Origin of the sequence: Sphingomonas sp. (genome assembly GCF_035998645.1) — a bacterium.
GTDB lineage: Bacteria > Pseudomonadota > Alphaproteobacteria > Sphingomonadales > Sphingomonadaceae > Sphingomonas.
The window spans coordinates 654,934-673,610 of sequence record NZ_DASYHL010000004.1; the positions used below are offsets into that span (position 1 = coordinate 654,934).

Sequence of the window (18,677 nt, forward strand, 5' to 3'; positions counted from 1 at the left end):
GCGGCGGCGCGCTGACGGGCGTGCCGCCGCCGATCCTTGTTTGAACGGCGCGCTTGCAATGCGCGCTGGTGCCCCGCACGGGACCTGCCTATCGCAGGGGTAGAGAGGGGCTGAACCATGAACTTGCCAGCTGCGGCTTGGAAATCGGTCGGCCTTTGGCTGCTGCGCGGGCTGGCGGCCATGCTGGCGGCAGGTACGCTGCTCAGCGCGACCGATTTCAATGAATGGTGGATCCGCATCTGGGATTTTCCGCGCCTGCAGATCCTGATCGCGCTGGTCGCGACGGGGGCCGCGCTGTGGGTGATCGACCGCAGGAGTCGCCCATGGCTTCCCGTCGTCCTTGCCGCGCTGAGCATCTGGCAGGCCTATCGCATCTTCCCCTACACCGCGTTGGCCGATCCCGAAGTCAAGCAGATCGCCTCCGCCGAAGCGAAAATGCCGGGCTGCTTCACCGTGCTGTCGTTCAATGTCCTCCAGACCAACCGCGCCTATGACCGCGCCGCAAAGCTGATCCGCGACGTCGATCCCGACATCCTGTTGCTGATGGAAACCGATCGCGCATGGGTGGATGCGATGGCCCCGATGCTGAAGCGCTATCCGGGCCAACTGCATCGCCCGCTGTCGAACACCTATGGCATGATCTTCGCGACCCGGATGCCGATGCGCGACGGCAGCGTTCAGGACATTGCCGAACCCGATACCCCGTCGATGTTCGCGACGCTGCGCGCGGGCAAGCAGGATTTCCGCATGATCGCCCTGCATCCGCGCCCTCCGACGGTGGGGCAGGATACCGAGGAGCGCGATGCCGAGATCGTCCTCGCCGCGAACTATGCGCGCAGCCTCGCCATGCCAGCGATCACCATCGGCGACTTCAACGACGTCGCCTGGTCCGACACCACCCGCCTGTTTCAGGAGCTTGGCGGCTTCCTCGATCCGCGGATCGGCCGCGGTACCTATGCCACCTTTCCCGCCGACATGACCTGGCTGGGCTGGCCGCTCGATTATTTGTTCGTGACCAAGGAGTTTGTGGTCGCTGACATGCAGGTTGGCCCCGCGATCGGTTCCGACCATCGCCCCGTCATCGCGCGCCTGTGCCTCAACCCGGCGGCCGGGCAAGCGGGCAACGCCACGCCCAGGTCCGCAGGATCGGCTGAGAAGCAGGACGCAGCCGAGGTGCTGGAGGAATTCCGGGACGACACCGCAGAGGATCGCAACGAGCAAGCGGACTAGATCAAGGTGGTGGCGCCTTCTGTCGCAAGCAGGACGGATGCAGGCCGAACCCAGACCGATTTGCCGTATTCATGCCCGGCCTACGTGACGGCGCGCGCAACGTCAGCGTGCGGAACCGAGGACGGGCAGCTGTTGCGCAACTGCCAGATTGTGGCAGTATCTCCGCCGGGAGTGCCCAATGTCGCGCGCGCAACGTCTTCTCGACCTGATTCAGGTGTTGCGCCAACATCGGCGCGCGGTGGCAGGTGCCGTATTGGCCGAAGAACTCGGCGTGTCGTTGCGCACCATCTACCGAGATATCGAAACGTTAAAGGCTCAGCGCGCGCATATCGAGGGCGAGGCGGGCCTGGGTTACGTGCTTCGACCCGGCTTCATGCTGCCGCCGCTGATGTTCTCGGAAGAGGAAATCGAAGCACTTGTGCTCGGTTCGCGATGGGTTTCCGAACGGGCCGACGGCCTTTTGGGCAAAGCGGCGCGCAACGTCCTCGCAAAGATCGGCGCCGTCCTTCCCGACGACCTGAAAGCGGGCATCGAGGCATCCGGCCTGCTGATCGGCCCCGGCGAGCCGATCGCGGCGCGAGACGGCGAACTTGCCGCGATTCGTCAGGCGATCCGGTCCGAACACAAGATCGAGGTGGCCTATGAAGATGAACGCGGGAACGCCACCAACCGAACGATCTGGCCGATTGCGCTGGCCTTTTACGATCGGGTGCGCGTCCTGGTCGCCTGGTGCGAATTGCGCGCTGGCTATCGCCATTTCAGGATCGACCGCATCGCCTCGCTCGAATGCCATGCAGAGCGGTATCCGGGTCGCCGCGCCAAGCTGCTCAAGGAGTGGCACGCCGTCCAAGGGGTTCCCGAACAATGACTGCTGACAGAATCTGACAGGATCGAGTTGTAACCCGCTCTCGTCGGCACCGATCCCGCGTGCCGCTCACCGAAAGGGGTGTTATGTCCGACTTCAACTTCCTGCTTCTGCACGTTCAGGACCATGCGGCGAGCGCGGCGCTGTACAGTGATCTGCTGGGAATCCCGATCGTGGATCAAAAGACTGACATCGCCATCCTGCCGCTCCGCGAGGGCGTGATGCTCGGCCTGTGGGCGCGCGAGACGGTCGAGCCCGAAAGTTCGGGCCAGACCGGTGCGAGCGAAATTGCCTTCGCCGTTCCCGATGCCGCGACCGTCGAAACGATGCACTCCGACTGGCAGCGGCGTGGACTGACCATCGCCCAGGCTCCGACGCGCATGAGCTTCGGCACCACCTTCGTCGCGCTCGATCCCGATGGCCACCGGTTGCGCATATTCGCGCCCGCCGCCGCGTAACGGACTGATCGGGTGGCCGCACATCGCCGGCCACCCGATCATCGTGCGACGCACCGTCGGATCGGTAGGTCACCCCATGGCCGCGTGCCCGGACACTCCGCCGGTTGCACCCAACCCAACCCCACCCCTTGCCGCCGCCCGCCGCGCCACCACAAACGCCGCCGCCACCATCACCACGCCCAGATATCCGACCAGCAGCGAATCCAGCGCCATCACCGCCCAAACCACAGCCGGCGCCTTGCCCACCGCGAGAAACGCCAGCGCATAATGCGCCACCATCAGCGGCAGCATCGCCAGCAGCGACACGATCACGGCGTAGAGATACACCCCCCGCGTCAGCCGGATCGATCGCACAAAGCCGATGCCGGGATTGCCCGCCGCCGCCGCCGTCTTCCACGCCGACAGCAACGGCTCGAACAACAGGCTGACGATCAGGCTCAACATCAGCACCCACGCCGCGACATTGCCCGAAATCCCCGCCGCATCGGCGATCAGCGGCACGTCCTGCACCAGGATCAGCCAGAACAGGCTCCACACCATCACCGGCACGAACAGCCGCACCGCCACCGGATCGATCCGCCGCGCCGCAACCGGATCGTCGCCGAACACCAGAAAGCGCGCCGCCCAATATCCGGTCAGGAACAGCGCGATCACCTTCACATGCCCGATGGTCAGCCGCAGCACATCGCCCTCCGCCCCCTTCAGGCCGGCAATATCGACATACATGCCCGCGCGGATCTCGACCGCATGCTGCACCATCTCGATCGCGACGGGCACTAGGAACAACAGCGGGCAGAGCAGGGCATAGCGGCCCGATCGCACGAACACTTCAACCAGATCGCGTCCCATCGTCATTCCCCTTCGTCATAAGTCAGGATGTCGCCCGGCTGGCACTCCAGCGCGCGGCAGATCGCCTCCAGCGTCGAAAAACGGATCGCCTTGGCCTTGCCGGTCTTCAGGATCGACAGATTGGCGAGCGTGATATCGACCCGCTCGGCCAGTTCGGTCAGGGTCATGCGCCGCGCATGCAGCACATCGTCCAGCGTCACGCGGACCGCCATCAGACCGTCCCCTCGATCTCGTCCTGCATCGCCGCGCCCTGCTGGAACACCCGCGCCAGCACGAACAGCAACAGCACCGCGAGCCAGCCCGTGACCGAAAACTGCCACGCCATGAACTCGCCCGTGGCTTCGCTCAGCTGCGTCGCGAACCAGCCATAGCCAAGGTCGACGACCTGCAGCGCCAGCATCGCCCACGCGACCTGCCGCAACCGCTCGGCATTGACCGCCGCGAACGGGTTGCCGACGCGCACCGTGTCGATCATCGCGATGATCCGGGTGAACATGACATGCACCGGCACCGCCGCGACGCACCCGATCGCCATCACGCCGACCAGCGCAAGGCGGACTGCGTCGGCATCGCTGCCGAACCCCTTTGCCAGCTTGCCCGCCATGAACTCCGGCATCGCCAGCAGCACGCCGCCAAACAGCAAGAACCCGACAACCGCGATCCAGTTGAGAACCAGCAGCACCACCAGAATGCGCCGCGTGAGAATGAGCATGTCGAGTCTCCGTCAATTATCGGTATTCGATAATTCACGCATCGAATAACGGCAAGCTAATTTATCGTTTTACGATAAATCGGCGCGTCATCACGCTGCTGGGGGCGAAAGCGCCCGGCAAACCCCTCGTCGTCCCGGCCTTGAGCCGGGACAGGGCTGTTCCGGCTGAGGCAACCAACAAACATTGCGGACCGGCCTGATCGCGGGTTACGCAGCATCGCCAAAAGGGGCGTGGGATGCGGGTGCGACTGTTCGTTATTGGTGTCGCGGCAATAGTAATCGGCGTCGCCGCCTTCTGCGCCTTCTCATTCGCCCAAACGCCCCGCCGCGATCCCATCGCACCAGCCACCGACCGGATCATCGTCGAGAAAAGCGCGCATCGCATGACGCTGCTGAAGGACGGGCGCGTCGTCCGAACCTATCGCATCGCGCTGGGTCGCGGCGGCCTGGGCCCCAAAACACGCTCCGGCGACAATCGCGTGCCGGAGGGCACCTACCGGATCAGCGGCCGCAACCCGGACAGCGCCTATCATCTGTCACTGCGGATCAGCTACCCAACGCGATCGCAGGCACAGGCCGCACGCGCACGCGGCATCGATCCGGGCGGCGACATCATGATTCACGGGCTGCGCAACGGCCTTGGCTGGATCGGCACACAGCATCGTCGGGTCGACTGGACCCAGGGGTGCATCGCGGTAACCAATGCCGAGATTGAGGAGATCTGGCGCACCGTACCGGACAACATCGTCATCGAAATCCGGGCGTAAGCGGCCCCCAAACCTGCAGTTGACTGCGCAGGACATCGCCCGCAGCATCGGCGCCATGAACACGGGAAAGACATATCAGTGGACGGGGCTCGGGCGCTGGCTCGCACTTGCGGCCGCTGCCGGGATGATCCTCTTCTCCATTCCCCTGATCGTCTCGAACGTAGCGGCGGGCGGATGGAACGTCTTTCTTGGTCTGCTGCTGTTCGGCGTGACCGTGTCGGGTAATCGCCATGCGCCGAAGCTCGCTTACGTGCTGGCAATCCTGTTCGCCATCCGCGCCGTCCTTGCGGTCCTGCTCGAAGCGGACTTCATCGGAGCTGCGATCGAAGCTGTGTTCTGCGCCGTCATCGCCGTTTCGGCGAGCCGGCTGGATCATCAGAAGGCAGACGCAGACAGAGCGTGACGCGCGCCACAATTGGCCAACCATTCGCGTCGCAAAATCGCATATTGCATCGTGTCCTCATACACCGGCTTGCCCGCGTCGTCGGTCGTGAACGACACGAACTCGACGAACACGCCTTCCCGCCGCATCCCCAGCTTCTCGCACAGCCGCTGCGACGCCGCATTGTCATCCTCGACATAGGCGTAGAGCCGGCGCAGTCCCGCGACGCCGAACAGATGGTCGAACAGCGCCGATGCGGCTTCAAACGCATAGCCCTGTCCCCCGAAATGCGGTTTGAGGTGCCATCCGACCGACGCGGTTTCTGCCTCGTCGCCTTCCGCCGCGCCGCCGAACAGGTCGCCGATCAGCTGCCCGGTCTGTTTCAGGCAGATCGCCAGGCTGTCCGGGTCGTCCGCACGCTTCGCGACCTCCGCCTCGGCTTGTGACAGGTCGGTCAGCGTGAGCGGGAGGAAACAGCGGGCGGTGGGCGCACGCAGATAGGCGAACAGGGCCTCGGCATCTCCCGAGCGGAACGGGCGCAGGATCAGGCGTTCGGTTTCAATGACGGGCATGGGCTATTCTTCGGCAATGGCGGTGATCTTGGCGGGTAATGCCGTTACGCGACATGGGCGACGGGCGCCATCGCGCCATACTGGCCCCGCGTTCCACGCCAGTCACCCTCACCGCTGAAACCCAATCTCCCGCACCCGCACCCGCCGCGTCGCCACTGCCCGACCCGCAACAAACGCCCGCAACACCGGATGGAGCATTGGATCGCCGAACAGGTCGAACTGGTGCGCAGCGTTCTCCACCACGACGACCTGCGCATGCGACAGCCCCCGCGCGGTCTCCCGCGCATTCTCCACCGGCGTGCGCGCGTCGAGGTCGCCGACCAGGATCAGCGTCGGCACCGCGCTGCGCACCGGCTTGCGATAGGCGGCACCCAGATCGACGGCCGGCCAGGCATCGCGCAGCCCCATCAGCGGAACGTTGATCGCATTGCCGAGCAAAGCGGTCCGCGCCTCGCGCTCGATCCGCCGCAACCGCGCGGGGCTGGCATGCGAGGCGAGGTCCATCATGTACTTCATCCCCGACCCCAGCCGCCACTGGCTGCGCGCCGCCAGCGCCACTGCGGCCATGCGCCGAAAATCGCCGGCCGCCATTTCGCGATAGGCGGCGGGCAGGGTGGCGAGCGTGCGCGGATCGCCCAGCGCCTGCGCGGTCAGCCACTGCACGTCGAACGCCCCAATGGTGACGCGCCGCGCCACGCCGTCCGGCCCCGCCACCTCCACCGTCACCGGCGCGCGCCGCAGCCGCGCGATCACCGTCCGCATCGTCGCGGGCAGTTCCGGCACTCCCGCCCGCTCGGCGATGCGCGCAATCACCGCATCGGTCAGCGCGGGCAGTTTGTAGGTATGATCGGGACCTTCGGGACTGACCAAAATCAGCCGTGCGACGCTCGCCGGGTGCCGCCGCACCGTCGCCAGCGCGAGGTGCGATCCATAGCTGCGCCCCCACAGATGCATCGTCGCATAGCCGAACGCCCGCCGCACCGCGTCGACATCATCGGCATTCTCGGCGCTGGTATAGGATGCCAGCCGCACCCCGCTCGCTTCGAACCGCCGCGCCGCCGCGCGCGCCGCATCCGCCATCACCGGCAGCCATAGGGCAGGGGAGCCCTCGGCTTCCAGCGGCAGTGGTGTGCGCTCGGGCAGGGCAAGGCTCGGGCGCGACCGCCCGCTGCCGCGCTGATCAAACGCGATCACGTCCCCGCCCATCAGGTCGAGCAACGCCGCCGCGCGCGTCGCGGAGATGCCGCTCAGCAATCCGGTCCCGGAATCGCCCGGTCCACCCGCCAGCACCATGTTGACGATCCGGCTCGGCGCGTCCGCCCAGCGCAGCCGCATCACCGCCAGCTCGATCACCCCCTCCGGCGCCGCGCGGTCGCGGCGTTCGGGGACGCGGAGAAAGCCGCGCTCGACCGCCATCGCGCGCCCGTCCGGCGCAACCAGTTGCTCGGCGCGTGCATCACCCAGTTGCGGCGCGATCGGCGCGGCGTTGGCGGCGGTGGCGCTGGCCAGCAGCGCCAGTCCGGTCAGCAGCAGGCGGATCATCGCGCGCGCTCCGCCATCTGCGTTTCCAGCGCCCGCCGCTTTGCGGTCAGCGCCGCGAGCCGCCGTCGCGCCCGGCTGAGCAGCACCAGCGCGGCACCAACCATCGCCACGCCCATCGCCGCTGCGACGAACCCCGTGGCCATCCCCGATCCGATCCCGATCGCCAGCGCGCCCAGCGTGAACACCGACGTAAAGGCGACCGCCATCCATCCCGCCACAACTTGCTGGCGCGCATACAGCACGCGGCGCTGGGTCAGCACCCACAGCGCATAGGCGGTCCACCCGATCCCGATCAGCGACAGCACCGCAAATGCGGCGCGCGTGCGCAGCGGCAGGTCGGGCTCGGTGATGAACAGCGACAGCGTGACCGCCGTCCCGCCGAGCGCTGCCGCCAGCAACAGCGCGTGTGCGATGCGGGGGCGGGGGGACAATTCGGCGCTGACGAGTCCGACTTCCGGGGCCGCAGCATCCATTTGCGGGGCAAGCGTCATTGGACATCTCCATGCAATTCGAGCACGCGCCGCAACTGCTTGCGGGCGCGGTGCAGCCGTGACTTGACGGTTCCGGTCGGGATCGAGAGCGCAGTGGCAACCTCGTCGATCGCCAGTTCCTCAAGGTAGAACAGGGTCAGGATCTCGCGCTCGACCGGGGCCAGTTGCGCGAGCCCGCGCTCGACCGCCGCGACATCGAGCTCCGCCTCGCCCGCATCGGCGTCTGCGACGTCATCCTCGGCGGGCAGGGGCTGGGCCGCCCGGTATTTGCGGCGCAGCTGGTCGGCAAAGGCGCGATGGGCGATGCCGAACAGCCAGGACCGAAACCGGCTCGTATCCTCGATCCGCCCGATCCCGCGCACCACGCGCAGCCAGATGTCCTGCGTCAGCTCGGCGGCGGTATCCGCATCGCCGGTGACGCGCCGGGCATAGCCGCTGACCGGCCCCGCCCAGCGCCGCACCAGCGCATCGAACGCGTCGCGCTCGCCCAGCTGGCAGCGCACGACCAGCAGCTCGTCCGCGATCGCGCTTGATTGTTCCCCGCCGTCCGGCCGCATCATTCACCTCATGCTTTCCCTCGTAGTCGGTGGACGGCGAAAAAGGTTCATCCGAATGGCATCGGACGCTAACACCGCCGCATGACCGACCCCCGCGATTCCACGCTCGACCTCAACCCGAACTACGACGCCAACGGCCTCATCACTGCCGTCGCCACCCACGCTGCGACCGGCGAGCTGCTGATGCTCGCGCACATGAACGCCGATGCGCTGGCGAAGACGCTAGAGACCGGCGAAGCCTGGTTCTGGTCGCGCAGCCGCCAGCGCCTGTGGAAAAAGGGTGAAAGCAGCGGCCATGTCCTGCGCGTGGTCGAGGCGCGGATCGACTGCGATCAGGACGCGCTGTGGCTCAAGGTCGACCCCGCCGGCCCCGCCTGCCACACCGGCGAACCCAGCTGCTTCTTCCGCCGCATCGAAAACGGCAAGCTGGTGCGCGAGTGAGGGGAGCCACAAAAAATCCTCCCCGGAACCGGGAGGGGGACCGCGACGCGAAGCGGCGTGGTGGAGGGGGCCCGAGACACCGGATTCCCTTGCCTCGGGCCCCCTCCGTCAGCGCTGCGCGCTGCCACCTCCCCGTTCCGGGGAGGATTGTGCCCCTCCTCCTCCTCGCCGCCTGCTCGGGGGGCGCGCCGCAGCCCGCAGCATCCCCCACACCCCCCAGCCTTGAATCCGCCGCGATCGAACGCGGCCTCGTCCGCGATCCCAAGGCGAGCGACGTGACCGGCCTCTACGCCCGCGACACCGACCGGCTGTGCGTCGTCCCCGATGGCACCGCCTACCGCGTCGGCGCGTTCGTGGATTATGGCGACAAGGTCAGCTGCACCGGCCGCGGCACCGCCGCCCGCTCCGGGGCGACCCTCGCGATCGAGTTCAAGGGCAGGAATGGCGAGACCTGCGCGTTCGACGCCAAGTTCGACGGCGACCGCATCACCTTCCCCGCCAACGTCCCCGACAGCTGCGCCAAACTCTGCGGCCCCCGCGCCAGCTTCGCCGCGCTCGAGGTCGAACGCCTGAGTGAATCAGCGGCAGAAGCCGAAGCCCTCCGCAGCGCCGAAGGAACGCGTCTCTGCGGTTGAAGCGGCACCGGCCCGCTCCCCCACCCGGCCACCCAACGACAGTATTCTATGGGTGGCCGGGTGGGGGAGCGGGCCGGTGCTGGAACCCAAGCAAACAAAGTTGACGTTAACGTCAACCGCGACTAAATTCCCCCCATGGCAACGAAACTGAAAGCCGTAGCCAGCTTCGCCCCGATCGAGGCGCGGCCGGACAAGGAGAGCTTCTCGATCTCGGACCTGTGCGCCGAGTTCGACGTCACCGCACGCGCGCTGCGCTTCTACGAGGATGAAGGGCTGATCGGCCCCGAGCGCCGCGGGCTTCAGCGCATCTACTCGCACCGCGACCGCGCCCGGCTCGCCTGGATCCTGCGCGGCAAGCGCGTCGGCTTCAGCCTCGCCGAAATTCGCGAGATGATCGACCTCTACGACGTCGGCGACGAACGCCGCACCCAGCATCAGGTCACGCTCGACAAATGCCGCGCCCGCATCGACCTGCTCGAGCGGCAAAAGCACGACATCGACGCCGCCATTGCCGAACTCGACGATTTCATCGCGGTCCTCGAGGGCCGCGCCAGCCCCATCAAATAAGAACAGGAACGAGAGAGATGCCCCGCTACAACCCGCCCGTCCGCGACACCCGCTTCGTCCTCGACCGCGTGCTCAAGCTCGACCGCTACGCCGACCTCCCCGGTTTCGCCAACGCGACCCCCGACACCGTCACCGCGGTGCTGGAAGAGGGCGGCAAGTTCGTCGCCGAAGTCCTGTTCCCGATCAACCACAGCGGCGACCAGCAGGGCTGCACCCGCCACGCCGACGGCAGCGTGACCACGCCCGAAGGCTTCAAGGAAGCCTACCAGCAGTTCGTCGAATCCGGCTGGGGCACGCTCGCCGCGCCCGAACAGTTCGGCGGCCAGGCCATGCCGCACGTCGTCTCCACCGCGTTCCAGGAGTATATGATCTCCGCCAACATGGCCTTCGCCATGTACCCCGGCCTCACCCACGGCGCGATCGAGGCGCTCCTCGCCAAGGGCTCGCCCGAGCAGCAGGAGAAGTACGTCCCCAAGATGGTCTCGGGCGAATGGGGCGGCACGATGAACCTGACCGAACCGCATTGCGGCACCGATCTCGGCCTCATCAAGACCCGCGCCACCCCCAATGCCGACGGCAGCTGGTCGATCACGGGGACCAAGATCTTCATCTCCTCCGGCGAGCATGACCTCACCAGCAACATCATCCACCTCGTCCTCGCCAAGACGCCGGGCGCGCCCGAGAGCAGCAAGGGCATCAGCCTGTTCGTCGTCCCCAAATTCATGGTCAACGACGACGGCAGCCTGGGCGACCGCAACGCCGTCTCCTGCGGCTCGATCGAGCACAAGATGGGCATCCACGCCAACTCGACCTGCGTCATGAACTATGACGGCGCGACCGGCTGGCTCGTTGGCGAAGAGATGAAGGGCCTCGCCGCCATGTTCATCATGATGAACGCCGCCCGCCTCGGCGTCGGCCTTCAGGGCCTCGGCATCGGCGAAGTCGCGTACCAGAACGCCGTCCAATACGCCCACGACAGGCGTCAGGGCCGCGCGCTCACCGGCGCCGCCGAGCCACAGGAAAAGGCCGACACCCTCTTCGTCCACCCCGATGTCCGCCGCATGCTGATGGAGGCCAAGGCGATGACCGAAGGGCTCCGCGCCCTGTGCCTGTGGGGCGGCCTCCAGGTCGACCTGTCGCACAAGGCGGCGAGCGAGGAGGAGCGTCAGCTCGCCGACGACCTGATCGGCCTGCTCACCCCGGTGATCAAGGGCGTCGGCACCGACGCCGGCTACCGCATCGCGACCGACAGCCAGCAGGTCTATGGCGGCCATGGCTACATCGCCGAATGGGGCATGGAGCAGTACGTCCGCGATGCCCGCATCGCGATGATCTATGAAGGCACCAACGGCGTGCAGGCGATGGACCTGGTCGGCCGCAAGCTCGCCCAGAATGGCGGCCGCGCGGTCCAGACCCTGTTCCGCATCGTCGCGGAGGAGGTCGCCGCCGCCAAGGCCAAGCCCGACCTCGCCCACCTCGCCGAAGCCCTCGAAAAGGCCAATGGCCAGCTTCAGGCCGCGACCATGTGGTTCATGGCCAACGGCATGAAGGACCCCAACCAGGTCGGCGCCGGCGCCTATTCGTACATGGAGCTGATGGGCACCGTCGCGATCGGCCTGATGTGGCTCCGCATGGCCGACGCCGCCGTCGCGGCACTGGCCGAAGGCGACGACGACAAGGCGTTCTATGAGGCGAAGCTGGTCACCGCCCGCTTCTACGCCGACCGCATCATGCCCAACGCCGGCGCGCTGCGCCGCAAGATCGAAAGCGGCGCGGAGACGATCATGGCGCTGCCGGTGGAGGCGTTTGGGGTTTGAGGGGAGGGGGCGCTTAGGCGCCCCCACAACTTTCATATGCTTCGAGAAATAAAACTAGACCAAAACCTTCGCATACATATCAGTGTATTTTTCGAGTTTCGCGCTATTATATTGCATCACCCAGCGAGGGTGCGGAAGATAATCGATACGATCATATCCAAATGGGTATCCTGGAAGTTTCTCAAAAGACTTTTTGTTATCACCCGTGCCGAGTATAACTGCGCGACCATTGCTTGGTATCTTGCTTTTAATCCAATCGAGATTCGCTAAAATTAAAGGTTGAAGCGAGTCTATGCTGTCCGCCTGGTAATAGTTTGTATAAGCGCCTTCGCGGGTCACGGGCAGCGGCATAACCGCCCAAGCAAATACGCCATTATAAAACGTTCCGGCACCACCCATATTTTCTACAACATTGTAGAAAAAACGAGACGTTAACTCTCGGGATTTAGAGAATTCATTCTCAATGCCGCAGCTATTCTCGAGAGCAAATCCATCGGTGTAATTTACACCCGTCGAGCTGGCCGTCAGTCTGCTCGGATTTATTCCGAGAAGATGGATCCTCGCCTCAGAGTCATCGTAAAATTTTTGAGAGAACGCCTTGATCGCGTTCTTTCTATGCGTGTCGTTGAATGGATTGTGGACATTCAGGTGGTTTCCCACGTTCAAAGAGAACGGTGGGCTTTCAAAAAACCGAATTACCTCGTCTGACACGCTCATGCGTCTCTCCACACTTTCCCGTCGCAGCCCTCTACTCTTGACCAATTTTTCAGGATAAGGGAACTGGGTAAAGAGAGGTTAGCATGTCTGGCGACGCAATCGTTAGTGAGCATCTTGAGTTCTTTGTGCGCAACCAATCCGGTTGCGCCTTCGCCGCGATCGCGGCGCGAGACCCGGCAAAATACGAATGGCACCATGATCTCATCATGGAGCTCGATCCCGGACTAATTGCTGCTCGCGTGGACGCTGCCCGTGCGGACCCCGCGATTTCCACATTGTCGATAGTTTTTCCGGCAGTGACATCTGTCGATGAATTGGCATTGCTTCTGGCCGCACTGCCTTGCGGGCCAATTTATCTCCACGAGACGTTGGATACCCCAAAGCACCGGTGCTATCGCTTCCGTGCCAAAGTCGGCGAAGACGAATCTTTTGTTTCCGGGTTTGGGCCGTTTGATTTCATGCCGGAAACGCGCCGTACGCCGTATACGTCGATAGTCATGAGGGTAAAGCCGCGGCCCGTCTATGACTGGTATCTAAAACCGCCGACCGAGGGCCTGGTTCACGTCGCTGACATGGACATGAAAGGAATACCGGATCGTCGACTCCAGCGCCTTTGGAACAACACGTTTCTTACAGTAGCCGGAATACTCGGGAAAAAGCCCGATGACGAAAGTGCTGCCAAAACGACTTTTATAATTCCGCTGGAACGGGCAGCGCATATTTCCCTCTGATGTGACTCACAATCGAATCACCTGAAATGCCGATTTCATCGGCTAACTTGAGGGAATTGATCAGCCCTGCGGCCACTATAGCCTCAAGGGATTCAATCTTTGAATATTTTCCGTGATCTGCGTCTTCAACCCACGCCGCAAGCCTACCAGCTGTCTTCGAAAAGTGCAGGGCTGAATGTCGAATGCAGAATTCGACCGTCGCGGTTTGTGAAGATTTGCCAAGGTCAGGATACTGAGCTTCCGTAACTGGAAGCAGGTCGCTCACAAGATCGATAAGCACATCTAGCGTATCACCGGCTGTCTTGTCATCAAATTCGGAGAACGCGTTCATTCCGTCGCCATCGCTGTGTAACATCGAACCCACCCCTCGGCTCGCGTGGTCATGATTCTCTGTCATGTTCTGTAGAACGAAGCGATATGCTGTTGGTCGCATGAGGGCAACAAAAGATTCGTTAGAGAGGGTGAAATCGGCGACGGTCGTCGACGTCGCTGAAGAAATTGGCGCTTTCCTACAGCCCCCGTTCCGGCATACCTAACCGGTCCTCTGCATCACATCAGCAAAGGACCGGCAGACATGAACGCTTTCACCACGCCAGAACCGGCGCCCTACGACGTCTCCACCTTCAACCACGCCGCCTTCCACGAACTCGAACCCGGCGTGCCCGATGCCCAGCGTTACGACGGCTGGACCCCCGAAAAACAGAAGCGCTTCCTCACTGCGCTGGCGCGCGGGCATAATGTCACCAAGGCGTGCGCCATCGTCGGCATGTCGCGCCAGACCGCCTATGCCCTGCGCGACAGCGCGCGCGGCGCGGCGTTTGCGCTGGGGTGGAAGGCGGCTCAGCTACGCAGCCGCGATTGCCTCGCCGACGAACTGATGGACCGTGCCTTCAACGGCGTGCGTGAATCCGTCACCGGCGACGATGGCCGCATCACCACCCGCCACCGCCACGACAACCAGCTGGCGTGGAAGATGCTGAACCGGCTCGACAAGCGCGCTGACGCCGCCTGCACCGATAGCGACGCAGCCGCCGTCCGGCTCGCCGCGGCGGACTTCGAACAATTTCTCGATCTGGTCGAACAATCGGCGGCACCGGGCCGCGCCGGCCTGTTCCTCGCTGCGCGCTTCGGGGCGGCGGGGGTGGCGAGTGAGGACGACCTCGCCCCGATCCGCACGCTCGCCCGCGCCGATCGCTGGCTGCGCACCCATGTCGACGACAGCGCCGCCGTCCCCGCCACCGACCTCGACCCCGCCGACCGCGCCCGCTGGACCGACGAACAATGGCGCCGCGCCGAAGCCATCGGACTCGTCGCCCTCGCGTCCGAAACGCCGCCAGAGGAGGCTGACAGTTCGTCCGACACCCGCGATTCTTGTCAGGATCGTCTGGACAGTGACGCGACTGCGCCGCCCATCTGGTGGTGCGACGAACGGAACGCCTGGCGCACCAGCTTCCCGCCGCCCCATGATTTCCACGGCTTCGACGAAGGCATCCCCGGCACCGACGACTATGAGCGCGACCTGACCGAGGAAGAGGAAGAAGCCATCGAAGCCGAAGAGGACGCCAAACTCGAACCGCTCATCGCCGCCGGCGACGCCGCCCGCGAAGCCTGGCTAGCCCGATGCCGCGCAGCAGCAGGGGAGGGGGCCACGCGAAATCCTCCCCCGCCAGGGGGAGGTGGCGCGCATAGCGCGACGGAGGGGGAGGAAGGGAATGCCCCCGAGGCTCCATCCAATTCCTCCCCTGAGCTTGCTCAGGGGAGGGGGACCGCCGCCGCAGGCGGTGGTGGAGGGGCGGCCGCGCAGACGGCCGGTGAACAGCGCGACAAAATTCCGCCCTCTGCGAGGGCGGCCCCTCCGTCATCGCTGCGCGATGCCACCTCCCCCAGCAAGCTGGGGGAGGAATAGTCTCGCCACCCCCTTGAGCCTTTCGCCCCACCCGCCATAACGGAGGAATGCTGCTCCCAGACACGCCGCTCCACCCGCTCGAACGCGGCCAGCTCAATGCGATGCGCCTCACCGCCGCCGTCTTCTGGACGATCGCGACGCTCGTTTCGTTCGGCCCCGGCATCGGCCTCGACATCGCGTTCGACTGGTTCCCCTTCTGGGCGCCGCCCGCGGTCATCGCGCCGATCGGCCTGTGGTCCGTCCTCTACGCCGCGCCCAAGCAATGGGCGCGTTGGGGCTGGGCGTGGACGGGGAAGGAACTGCACGTCGCTTCCGGCTGGCTCGCCCGCCGCCACACCATCGTCCCCGCCGCGCGCGTCCAGCATATCGACGTCACGATCGGCCCGGTTGAGCGGATGTTCGGCGTCGCCACCCTGGTCCTCCACACCGCGGGGACCGCCAACAGCGAAGTGCATCTCCCCGGCATCGCCCGCGAAACCGCCGAGGAGATCCGCGACGCGATCCGCGACCAGCTCACGGTCGACCCGTGGTGAGCGAGGAGGTGAGCGAGCTTGAGGACCACGAACCGCGTCGCGTCCATCCGGGCACGATCGGCATCTGGTTCCTCAAAAAGGCGCCGCAGAACGTCGTCGGTCTGCCCGCGCTGATCGGCATCACCTCGGGCCGCGGATTTGGCTGGATTTTGCTGGCGGCGGCGGTGGTCGGCGCGCTCAGTCTGGTGTGGACCTGGATCAACTGGCGGCGTTTTACCTATGCCGTCACCGACAGCGAACTGGTGATCGAACGCGGCCTGTTGAACCGAACCCGCCGCTCGATCCCCTTGGAGCGCATTCAGGACGTCGGGATCGAACAGGGGCCCTTGTCCCGCATCTTCGGCCTCGCCGAAGTCCGCGTCGAAACCGGCGGCGGCGACAAGGACGAAGCGGTGCTGGACAGCGTCACCCTGTCCGAAGCCGCCAGACTGCGCGGAGCCCTGAGAGGGGCCCCGGTGAAGCTGGCCAGTGTCGGCCTCGACCAACCCGTCGAAGACACGCTGACCGAGGTCTTCGCCATGACGCCCCAGCGCGTCTTGCTGCTGGGCCTGTTCAGCTTCTCGCTGGTCTGGATCGCCGCTCTGGCCACCGGCATCCAGTTCCTCGGCGATGCCTTGGGCTTCGGCTGGGACGAAGTCGCCGACATGGCGAGAAGCGCCCGGGGCGAAGTGACGAGCCGGTTGAACTACTCCACCGGCTTCGGCCTGTTCGGGCTGGTGGTGGTGCTGGGAGTGATCACCGGGGTGGCCCGGACGGTACTGCGCGAATGGAACTTCAAACTGCGCGCCGGAATCGGCCGCTTCCGCCGCACCAGAGGGTTGCTGACCCGCAGCGAAGTGGTCGTGGCCATGCGCCGCATCCAGCTCGCCCTAATCCAGCGCGGACCGTTCCGGGGGCTATTGGGATGGAATGCCCTGAGTGTTCAAACACTTGGCGGCAGCAACGACCCCAGCGGCCGCCAGGTCATGGCCCCGCTGGCCCGCGATTATGAAGTAGCAGGAATCGTCGACCGAGCCGGACTACCCCCGTTCGAAAGGCTCCCCCTCCGCCCCGTAGCCCCAGCCCACATCCTCCGGGCCTTGGTGCTGGCCATCCCCCTGCCACTAGCAGTCATCGCCGCCGCCCTGCTCCTGACCCCCTTCGCCTGGCTCGGCCTGATCCTGACCATCCCCCCCGTCCTCACCGCCCTCCTCCAGCGCCGCTACCACCGCTACGCCCTCCGCTCCGCCAGCCTGCAAGTGATGCGAGGGGTGCTAGCCCAGCGCGACTGGATCGTCCCGGTAGACAATGTCCAGGTCGTGACCCTCCGTCAGGGTCTGATCCAGCGCTGGCTGGGACTGGTCAGCGTCGAAGTCGACACCGCCGGAGCCGGAATGGGCGCAACCCCCGCCGTCGTCGATGTCGCTTTGGAGGACGGAGCAGCGCTAGCCCGCGACCTCGCCGCCGGGATCAGTTGATGGCCGGGGTGGGGGCCGGAGTTGGCGAGGGGGCAGCCTTCCGCCGCACCCCGCTCAGCACCTCCGGCGTTGCCGACGGAACCGGCACCGGAGCAACCGCAGCATCAACCGGCGTCCGCCGCATACATTGGATCGGACTAGGCCGCTTGAATTCCCCACAATTCCACAGCGCCTTGCCGAACCCCTGATCCTTGTCGCGAAGATAGCTGAACGACATCGCCTCGATCTGCGCCGGGGTCAGGCTGGCCCCCACCGCCGGCACCTTGGCCCGATCGGTCCAGCCCAGAAACTTGCAATAGGCCCGCTCGCCACAGGTCCGGATCGCCAGCGCCGCAAAAGCATCCGCCCCCATCGCCTTGTCCAGCGCGACATGAAAACTGTCGCCCCCCGCCGCCACCGGCTTGGGCACCGCAGACTCCGGAATGGTATCCGGATCCAGCATCGCCGCCGGATCGACAACCCCGGCCAGCGCGACCTCGCCACCGCCATGGAAAAGCGACAGCGCCGCCAGCTTCGCCACCACCGGCTCCGCACCGGCATAGCCGCGGCGAAACGCCGGCGGCGTGCCCCACCACCCGGTCCAGCGGAAGAACAGGTGGGTGTTCACCTCCGCCACCTTGTCGAGGCTCGAGCTCCAATAGGGCACAACCCAGTCGGTATGATAATGCGTCGAATGTCCGACCTTAGCATAGACCGATCCGGTCAGCGCCTGCCGGGCAATCGTCTGTGCCCGGCCCCAAGCGGCGGGGGAGGGGGTGCGCCGCAACGCTCCGTCGCAAGTGAAGGTGAACTGGCACCCGGTGCGCCGCTCTTGCCCCTGAAACACCACGCCACACACCGATTTGGGAAAGGCGGGGTGGCGCATCCGGTTGAGCACGACCTGCGCCACCGCCCGCTGGCCGACCGGGTCGTCCCCGGCCTCGTACCAGGTCGCGGCGGCAAGGCAGTCGACCGCCCGGCCGAAATCGTCCGCCCCGGCGTCGAGGATCAGCGGGCGTGCAGCAGGATTGGGGTCGGTCGAAAACGGGATGGCGGCGTTGAAGACACGTGCGTCGTCCATCGACAGCGCGGCGAGGCGGACCGGCTCGACCTCGGGCAACTCGGCGGCGGGTACGACGCGCTTGGGCCGCGAAATCTCGGCCAGAACGGGGGAGGCCGGCGGGGGCGGCGCGCGCAGCACGGCGGCAAGCGGCAGCGCGATGGCGGCGAGCGCAATCGCCGCGAGCGCGATCCATAGGCCCTGCGCGGGGCGGGCCATGGCGGCCGAAATAGGGGGCGGGTTCACAGGAAGCGCGCAGTCCTTCAGCGGCGAAACGCCAGCGACACTGGCGCTCGCGCTTTAGCCGAAGATGAGCCTGCAGCAAACCACGCCGTTTGCTCAGGGCGACGGGCCGTCTGAGTTCAGTGCCCGAAGCCCGCTGTCCGACATCGTCGCCATCCCGCAAGCT

General features: G+C 65.6%; 23 protein-coding genes. 13 read left to right on the forward strand and 10 right to left on the reverse strand.

The annotated features are described in order from the left end of the window. The first annotated feature begins 117 nt into the window (after window positions 1-117). The 3 genes from VGN66_RS12460 to VGN66_RS12470 all read left to right on the forward strand — a co-directional run bounded on the left by VGN66_RS12460 (window position 118) and on the right by VGN66_RS12470 (window position 2,553). A complete protein-coding gene (locus VGN66_RS12460) occupies window positions 118-1,230 on the forward strand; it encodes an endonuclease/exonuclease/phosphatase family protein (RefSeq protein WP_327519132.1) in 1,113 nt (370 codons plus the stop codon). Window positions 1,231-1,408: 178 nt separating this feature from the next. Next, window positions 1,409-2,098 carry a YafY family protein gene (locus VGN66_RS12465; protein WP_327519133.1) on the forward strand — a complete coding sequence of 230 codons (690 nt, stop codon included), beginning with the start codon at window positions 1,409-1,411 and terminating at the stop codon, window positions 2,096-2,098. An 83-nt stretch (window positions 2,099-2,181) separates the two neighbouring features. Further along, window positions 2,182-2,553 carry a VOC family protein gene (locus tag VGN66_RS12470; protein ID WP_327519134.1) on the forward strand — a complete coding sequence of 124 codons (372 nt, stop codon included), beginning with the start codon at window positions 2,182-2,184 and terminating at the stop codon, window positions 2,551-2,553. Window positions 2,554-2,622: 69 nt separating this feature from the next. On the opposite strand, the gene VGN66_RS12475 is transcribed toward VGN66_RS12470, so the two are convergent. The 3 genes from VGN66_RS12475 to VGN66_RS12485 are packed head-to-tail and all read right to left on the reverse strand — an operon-like array spanning window position 2,623 to window position 4,114. Then, window positions 2,623-3,402: a hypothetical protein gene (locus VGN66_RS12475; RefSeq protein ID WP_327519135.1), complete on the reverse strand. Its 780-nt coding sequence runs from the start codon at window positions 3,400-3,402 to the stop codon at window positions 2,623-2,625. A gap of 2 nt (window positions 3,403-3,404) precedes the next feature. Then, on the reverse strand, window positions 3,405-3,614 hold the full coding sequence (locus VGN66_RS12480; protein ID WP_145844190.1) for a helix-turn-helix domain-containing protein: 210 nt from the start codon (window positions 3,612-3,614) through the stop codon (window positions 3,405-3,407). After that, a complete protein-coding gene (locus VGN66_RS12485; RefSeq protein ID WP_327519136.1) occupies window positions 3,614-4,114 on the reverse strand; it encodes a DUF2975 domain-containing protein in 501 nt (166 codons plus the stop codon). Before VGN66_RS12485 ends, VGN66_RS12480 begins: the two co-directional genes overlap by 1 nt. A 242-nt stretch (window positions 4,115-4,356) precedes the next feature. Here VGN66_RS12485 and VGN66_RS12490 point away from each other — a divergent pair, with 242 nt between their 5' ends. Both VGN66_RS12490 and VGN66_RS12495 read left to right on the forward strand, forming a co-directional pair. Next, window positions 4,357-4,881 carry a L,D-transpeptidase family protein gene (locus VGN66_RS12490; RefSeq protein ID WP_327519137.1) on the forward strand — a complete coding sequence of 175 codons (525 nt, stop codon included), beginning with the start codon at window positions 4,357-4,359 and terminating at the stop codon, window positions 4,879-4,881. Window positions 4,882-4,900: 19 nt separating this feature from the next. Beyond that, on the forward strand, window positions 4,901-5,284 hold the full coding sequence (locus VGN66_RS12495) for a hypothetical protein (RefSeq protein WP_327519138.1): 384 nt from the start codon (window positions 4,901-4,903) through the stop codon (window positions 5,282-5,284). On the opposite strand, the gene VGN66_RS12500 is transcribed toward VGN66_RS12495, so the two are convergent. The 4 genes from VGN66_RS12500 to VGN66_RS12515 all read right to left on the reverse strand — a co-directional run bounded on the left by VGN66_RS12500 (window position 5,257) and on the right by VGN66_RS12515 (window position 8,428). Beyond that, the gene (locus VGN66_RS12500; protein WP_327519139.1) at window positions 5,257-5,835 is read right to left on the reverse strand and encodes a GNAT family protein; all 579 of its coding nucleotides are present in this window, start codon (window positions 5,833-5,835) and stop codon (window positions 5,257-5,259) included. The two genes, VGN66_RS12495 and VGN66_RS12500, sit on opposite strands and share 28 nt — an antisense overlap. A gap of 108 nt (window positions 5,836-5,943) precedes the next feature. After that, window positions 5,944-7,377 (reverse strand): alpha/beta fold hydrolase, encoded by a 1,434-nt coding sequence (locus tag VGN66_RS12505; protein WP_327519140.1) that lies wholly within the window; start codon window positions 7,375-7,377, stop codon window positions 5,944-5,946. Next, window positions 7,374-7,850, reverse strand: a complete 477-nt coding sequence (locus VGN66_RS12510) for a hypothetical protein (protein WP_327519141.1) — start codon at window positions 7,848-7,850, stop codon at window positions 7,374-7,376. The genes VGN66_RS12505 and VGN66_RS12510 overlap by 4 nt, the downstream gene beginning before the upstream one ends. A 14-nt stretch (window positions 7,851-7,864) precedes the next feature. Next, entirely contained in the window at window positions 7,865-8,428 is a 564-nt protein-coding gene (locus VGN66_RS12515) for an RNA polymerase sigma factor (RefSeq protein WP_327519142.1), read from the reverse strand. 78 nt (window positions 8,429-8,506) lie between these two features. Here VGN66_RS12515 and hisI point away from each other — a divergent pair, with 78 nt between their 5' ends. The 4 genes from hisI (at window position 8,507) to VGN66_RS12535 (ending at window position 11,885) form a co-directional block, all read left to right on the forward strand. Further along, the gene (gene hisI, locus VGN66_RS12520; RefSeq protein WP_327519143.1) at window positions 8,507-8,866 is read left to right on the forward strand and encodes a phosphoribosyl-AMP cyclohydrolase; all 360 of its coding nucleotides are present in this window, start codon (window positions 8,507-8,509) and stop codon (window positions 8,864-8,866) included. A 149-nt stretch (window positions 8,867-9,015) separates the two neighbouring features. Next, entirely contained in the window at window positions 9,016-9,501 is a 486-nt protein-coding gene (locus VGN66_RS12525) for a hypothetical protein (protein ID WP_327519144.1), read from the forward strand. Window positions 9,502-9,636: 135 nt separating this feature from the next. Continuing rightward, a complete protein-coding gene (locus VGN66_RS12530) occupies window positions 9,637-10,068 on the forward strand; it encodes a MerR family transcriptional regulator (RefSeq protein WP_224922515.1) in 432 nt (143 codons plus the stop codon). A 17-nt stretch (window positions 10,069-10,085) separates the two neighbouring features. Further along, window positions 10,086-11,885: an acyl-CoA dehydrogenase C-terminal domain-containing protein gene (locus VGN66_RS12535; protein WP_327519145.1), complete on the forward strand. Its 1,800-nt coding sequence runs from the start codon at window positions 10,086-10,088 to the stop codon at window positions 11,883-11,885. Between the two features lie 54 nt (window positions 11,886-11,939). Here VGN66_RS12535 and VGN66_RS12540 read toward each other — a convergent pair whose 3' ends face one another. Further along, window positions 11,940-12,602: a uracil-DNA glycosylase family protein gene (locus VGN66_RS12540; protein WP_327519146.1), complete on the reverse strand. Its 663-nt coding sequence runs from the start codon at window positions 12,600-12,602 to the stop codon at window positions 11,940-11,942. Between the two features lie 83 nt (window positions 12,603-12,685). Between VGN66_RS12540 and VGN66_RS12545 the strand changes: the two genes are divergently transcribed. Further along, complete coding sequence (locus tag VGN66_RS12545) at window positions 12,686-13,333, forward strand: hypothetical protein (RefSeq protein WP_327519147.1); 648 nt, start codon at window positions 12,686-12,688, stop codon at window positions 13,331-13,333. On the opposite strand, the gene VGN66_RS12550 is transcribed toward VGN66_RS12545, so the two are convergent. Then, window positions 13,293-13,730 (reverse strand): hypothetical protein, encoded by a 438-nt coding sequence (locus tag VGN66_RS12550; RefSeq protein ID WP_327519148.1) that lies wholly within the window; start codon window positions 13,728-13,730, stop codon window positions 13,293-13,295. The two genes, VGN66_RS12545 and VGN66_RS12550, sit on opposite strands and share 41 nt — an antisense overlap. Before the next feature lie 177 nt (window positions 13,731-13,907). Here VGN66_RS12550 and VGN66_RS12555 point away from each other — a divergent pair, with 177 nt between their 5' ends. Genes VGN66_RS12555 through VGN66_RS12565 form a run of 3 tightly spaced genes read left to right on the forward strand, consistent with a single transcriptional unit; the run spans window position 13,908 to window position 17,229 of the window. After that, window positions 13,908-15,239 (forward strand): hypothetical protein, encoded by a 1,332-nt coding sequence (locus tag VGN66_RS12555; protein ID WP_327519149.1) that lies wholly within the window; start codon window positions 13,908-13,910, stop codon window positions 15,237-15,239. 47 nt (window positions 15,240-15,286) lie between these two features. After that, window positions 15,287-15,772: a PH domain-containing protein gene (locus VGN66_RS12560; protein WP_327519150.1), complete on the forward strand. Its 486-nt coding sequence runs from the start codon at window positions 15,287-15,289 to the stop codon at window positions 15,770-15,772. Window positions 15,773-15,780: 8 nt separating this feature from the next. After that, complete coding sequence (locus tag VGN66_RS12565; RefSeq protein ID WP_327519151.1) at window positions 15,781-17,229, forward strand: PH domain-containing protein; 1,449 nt, start codon at window positions 15,781-15,783, stop codon at window positions 17,227-17,229. Here VGN66_RS12565 and VGN66_RS12570 read toward each other — a convergent pair. After that, window positions 17,222-18,487 carry a cell wall hydrolase gene (locus tag VGN66_RS12570; protein ID WP_327519152.1) on the reverse strand — a complete coding sequence of 422 codons (1,266 nt, stop codon included), beginning with the start codon at window positions 18,485-18,487 and terminating at the stop codon, window positions 17,222-17,224. The genes VGN66_RS12565 and VGN66_RS12570 overlap by 8 nt on opposite strands. Between the last annotated feature and the right edge of the window lie 190 nt (window positions 18,488-18,677).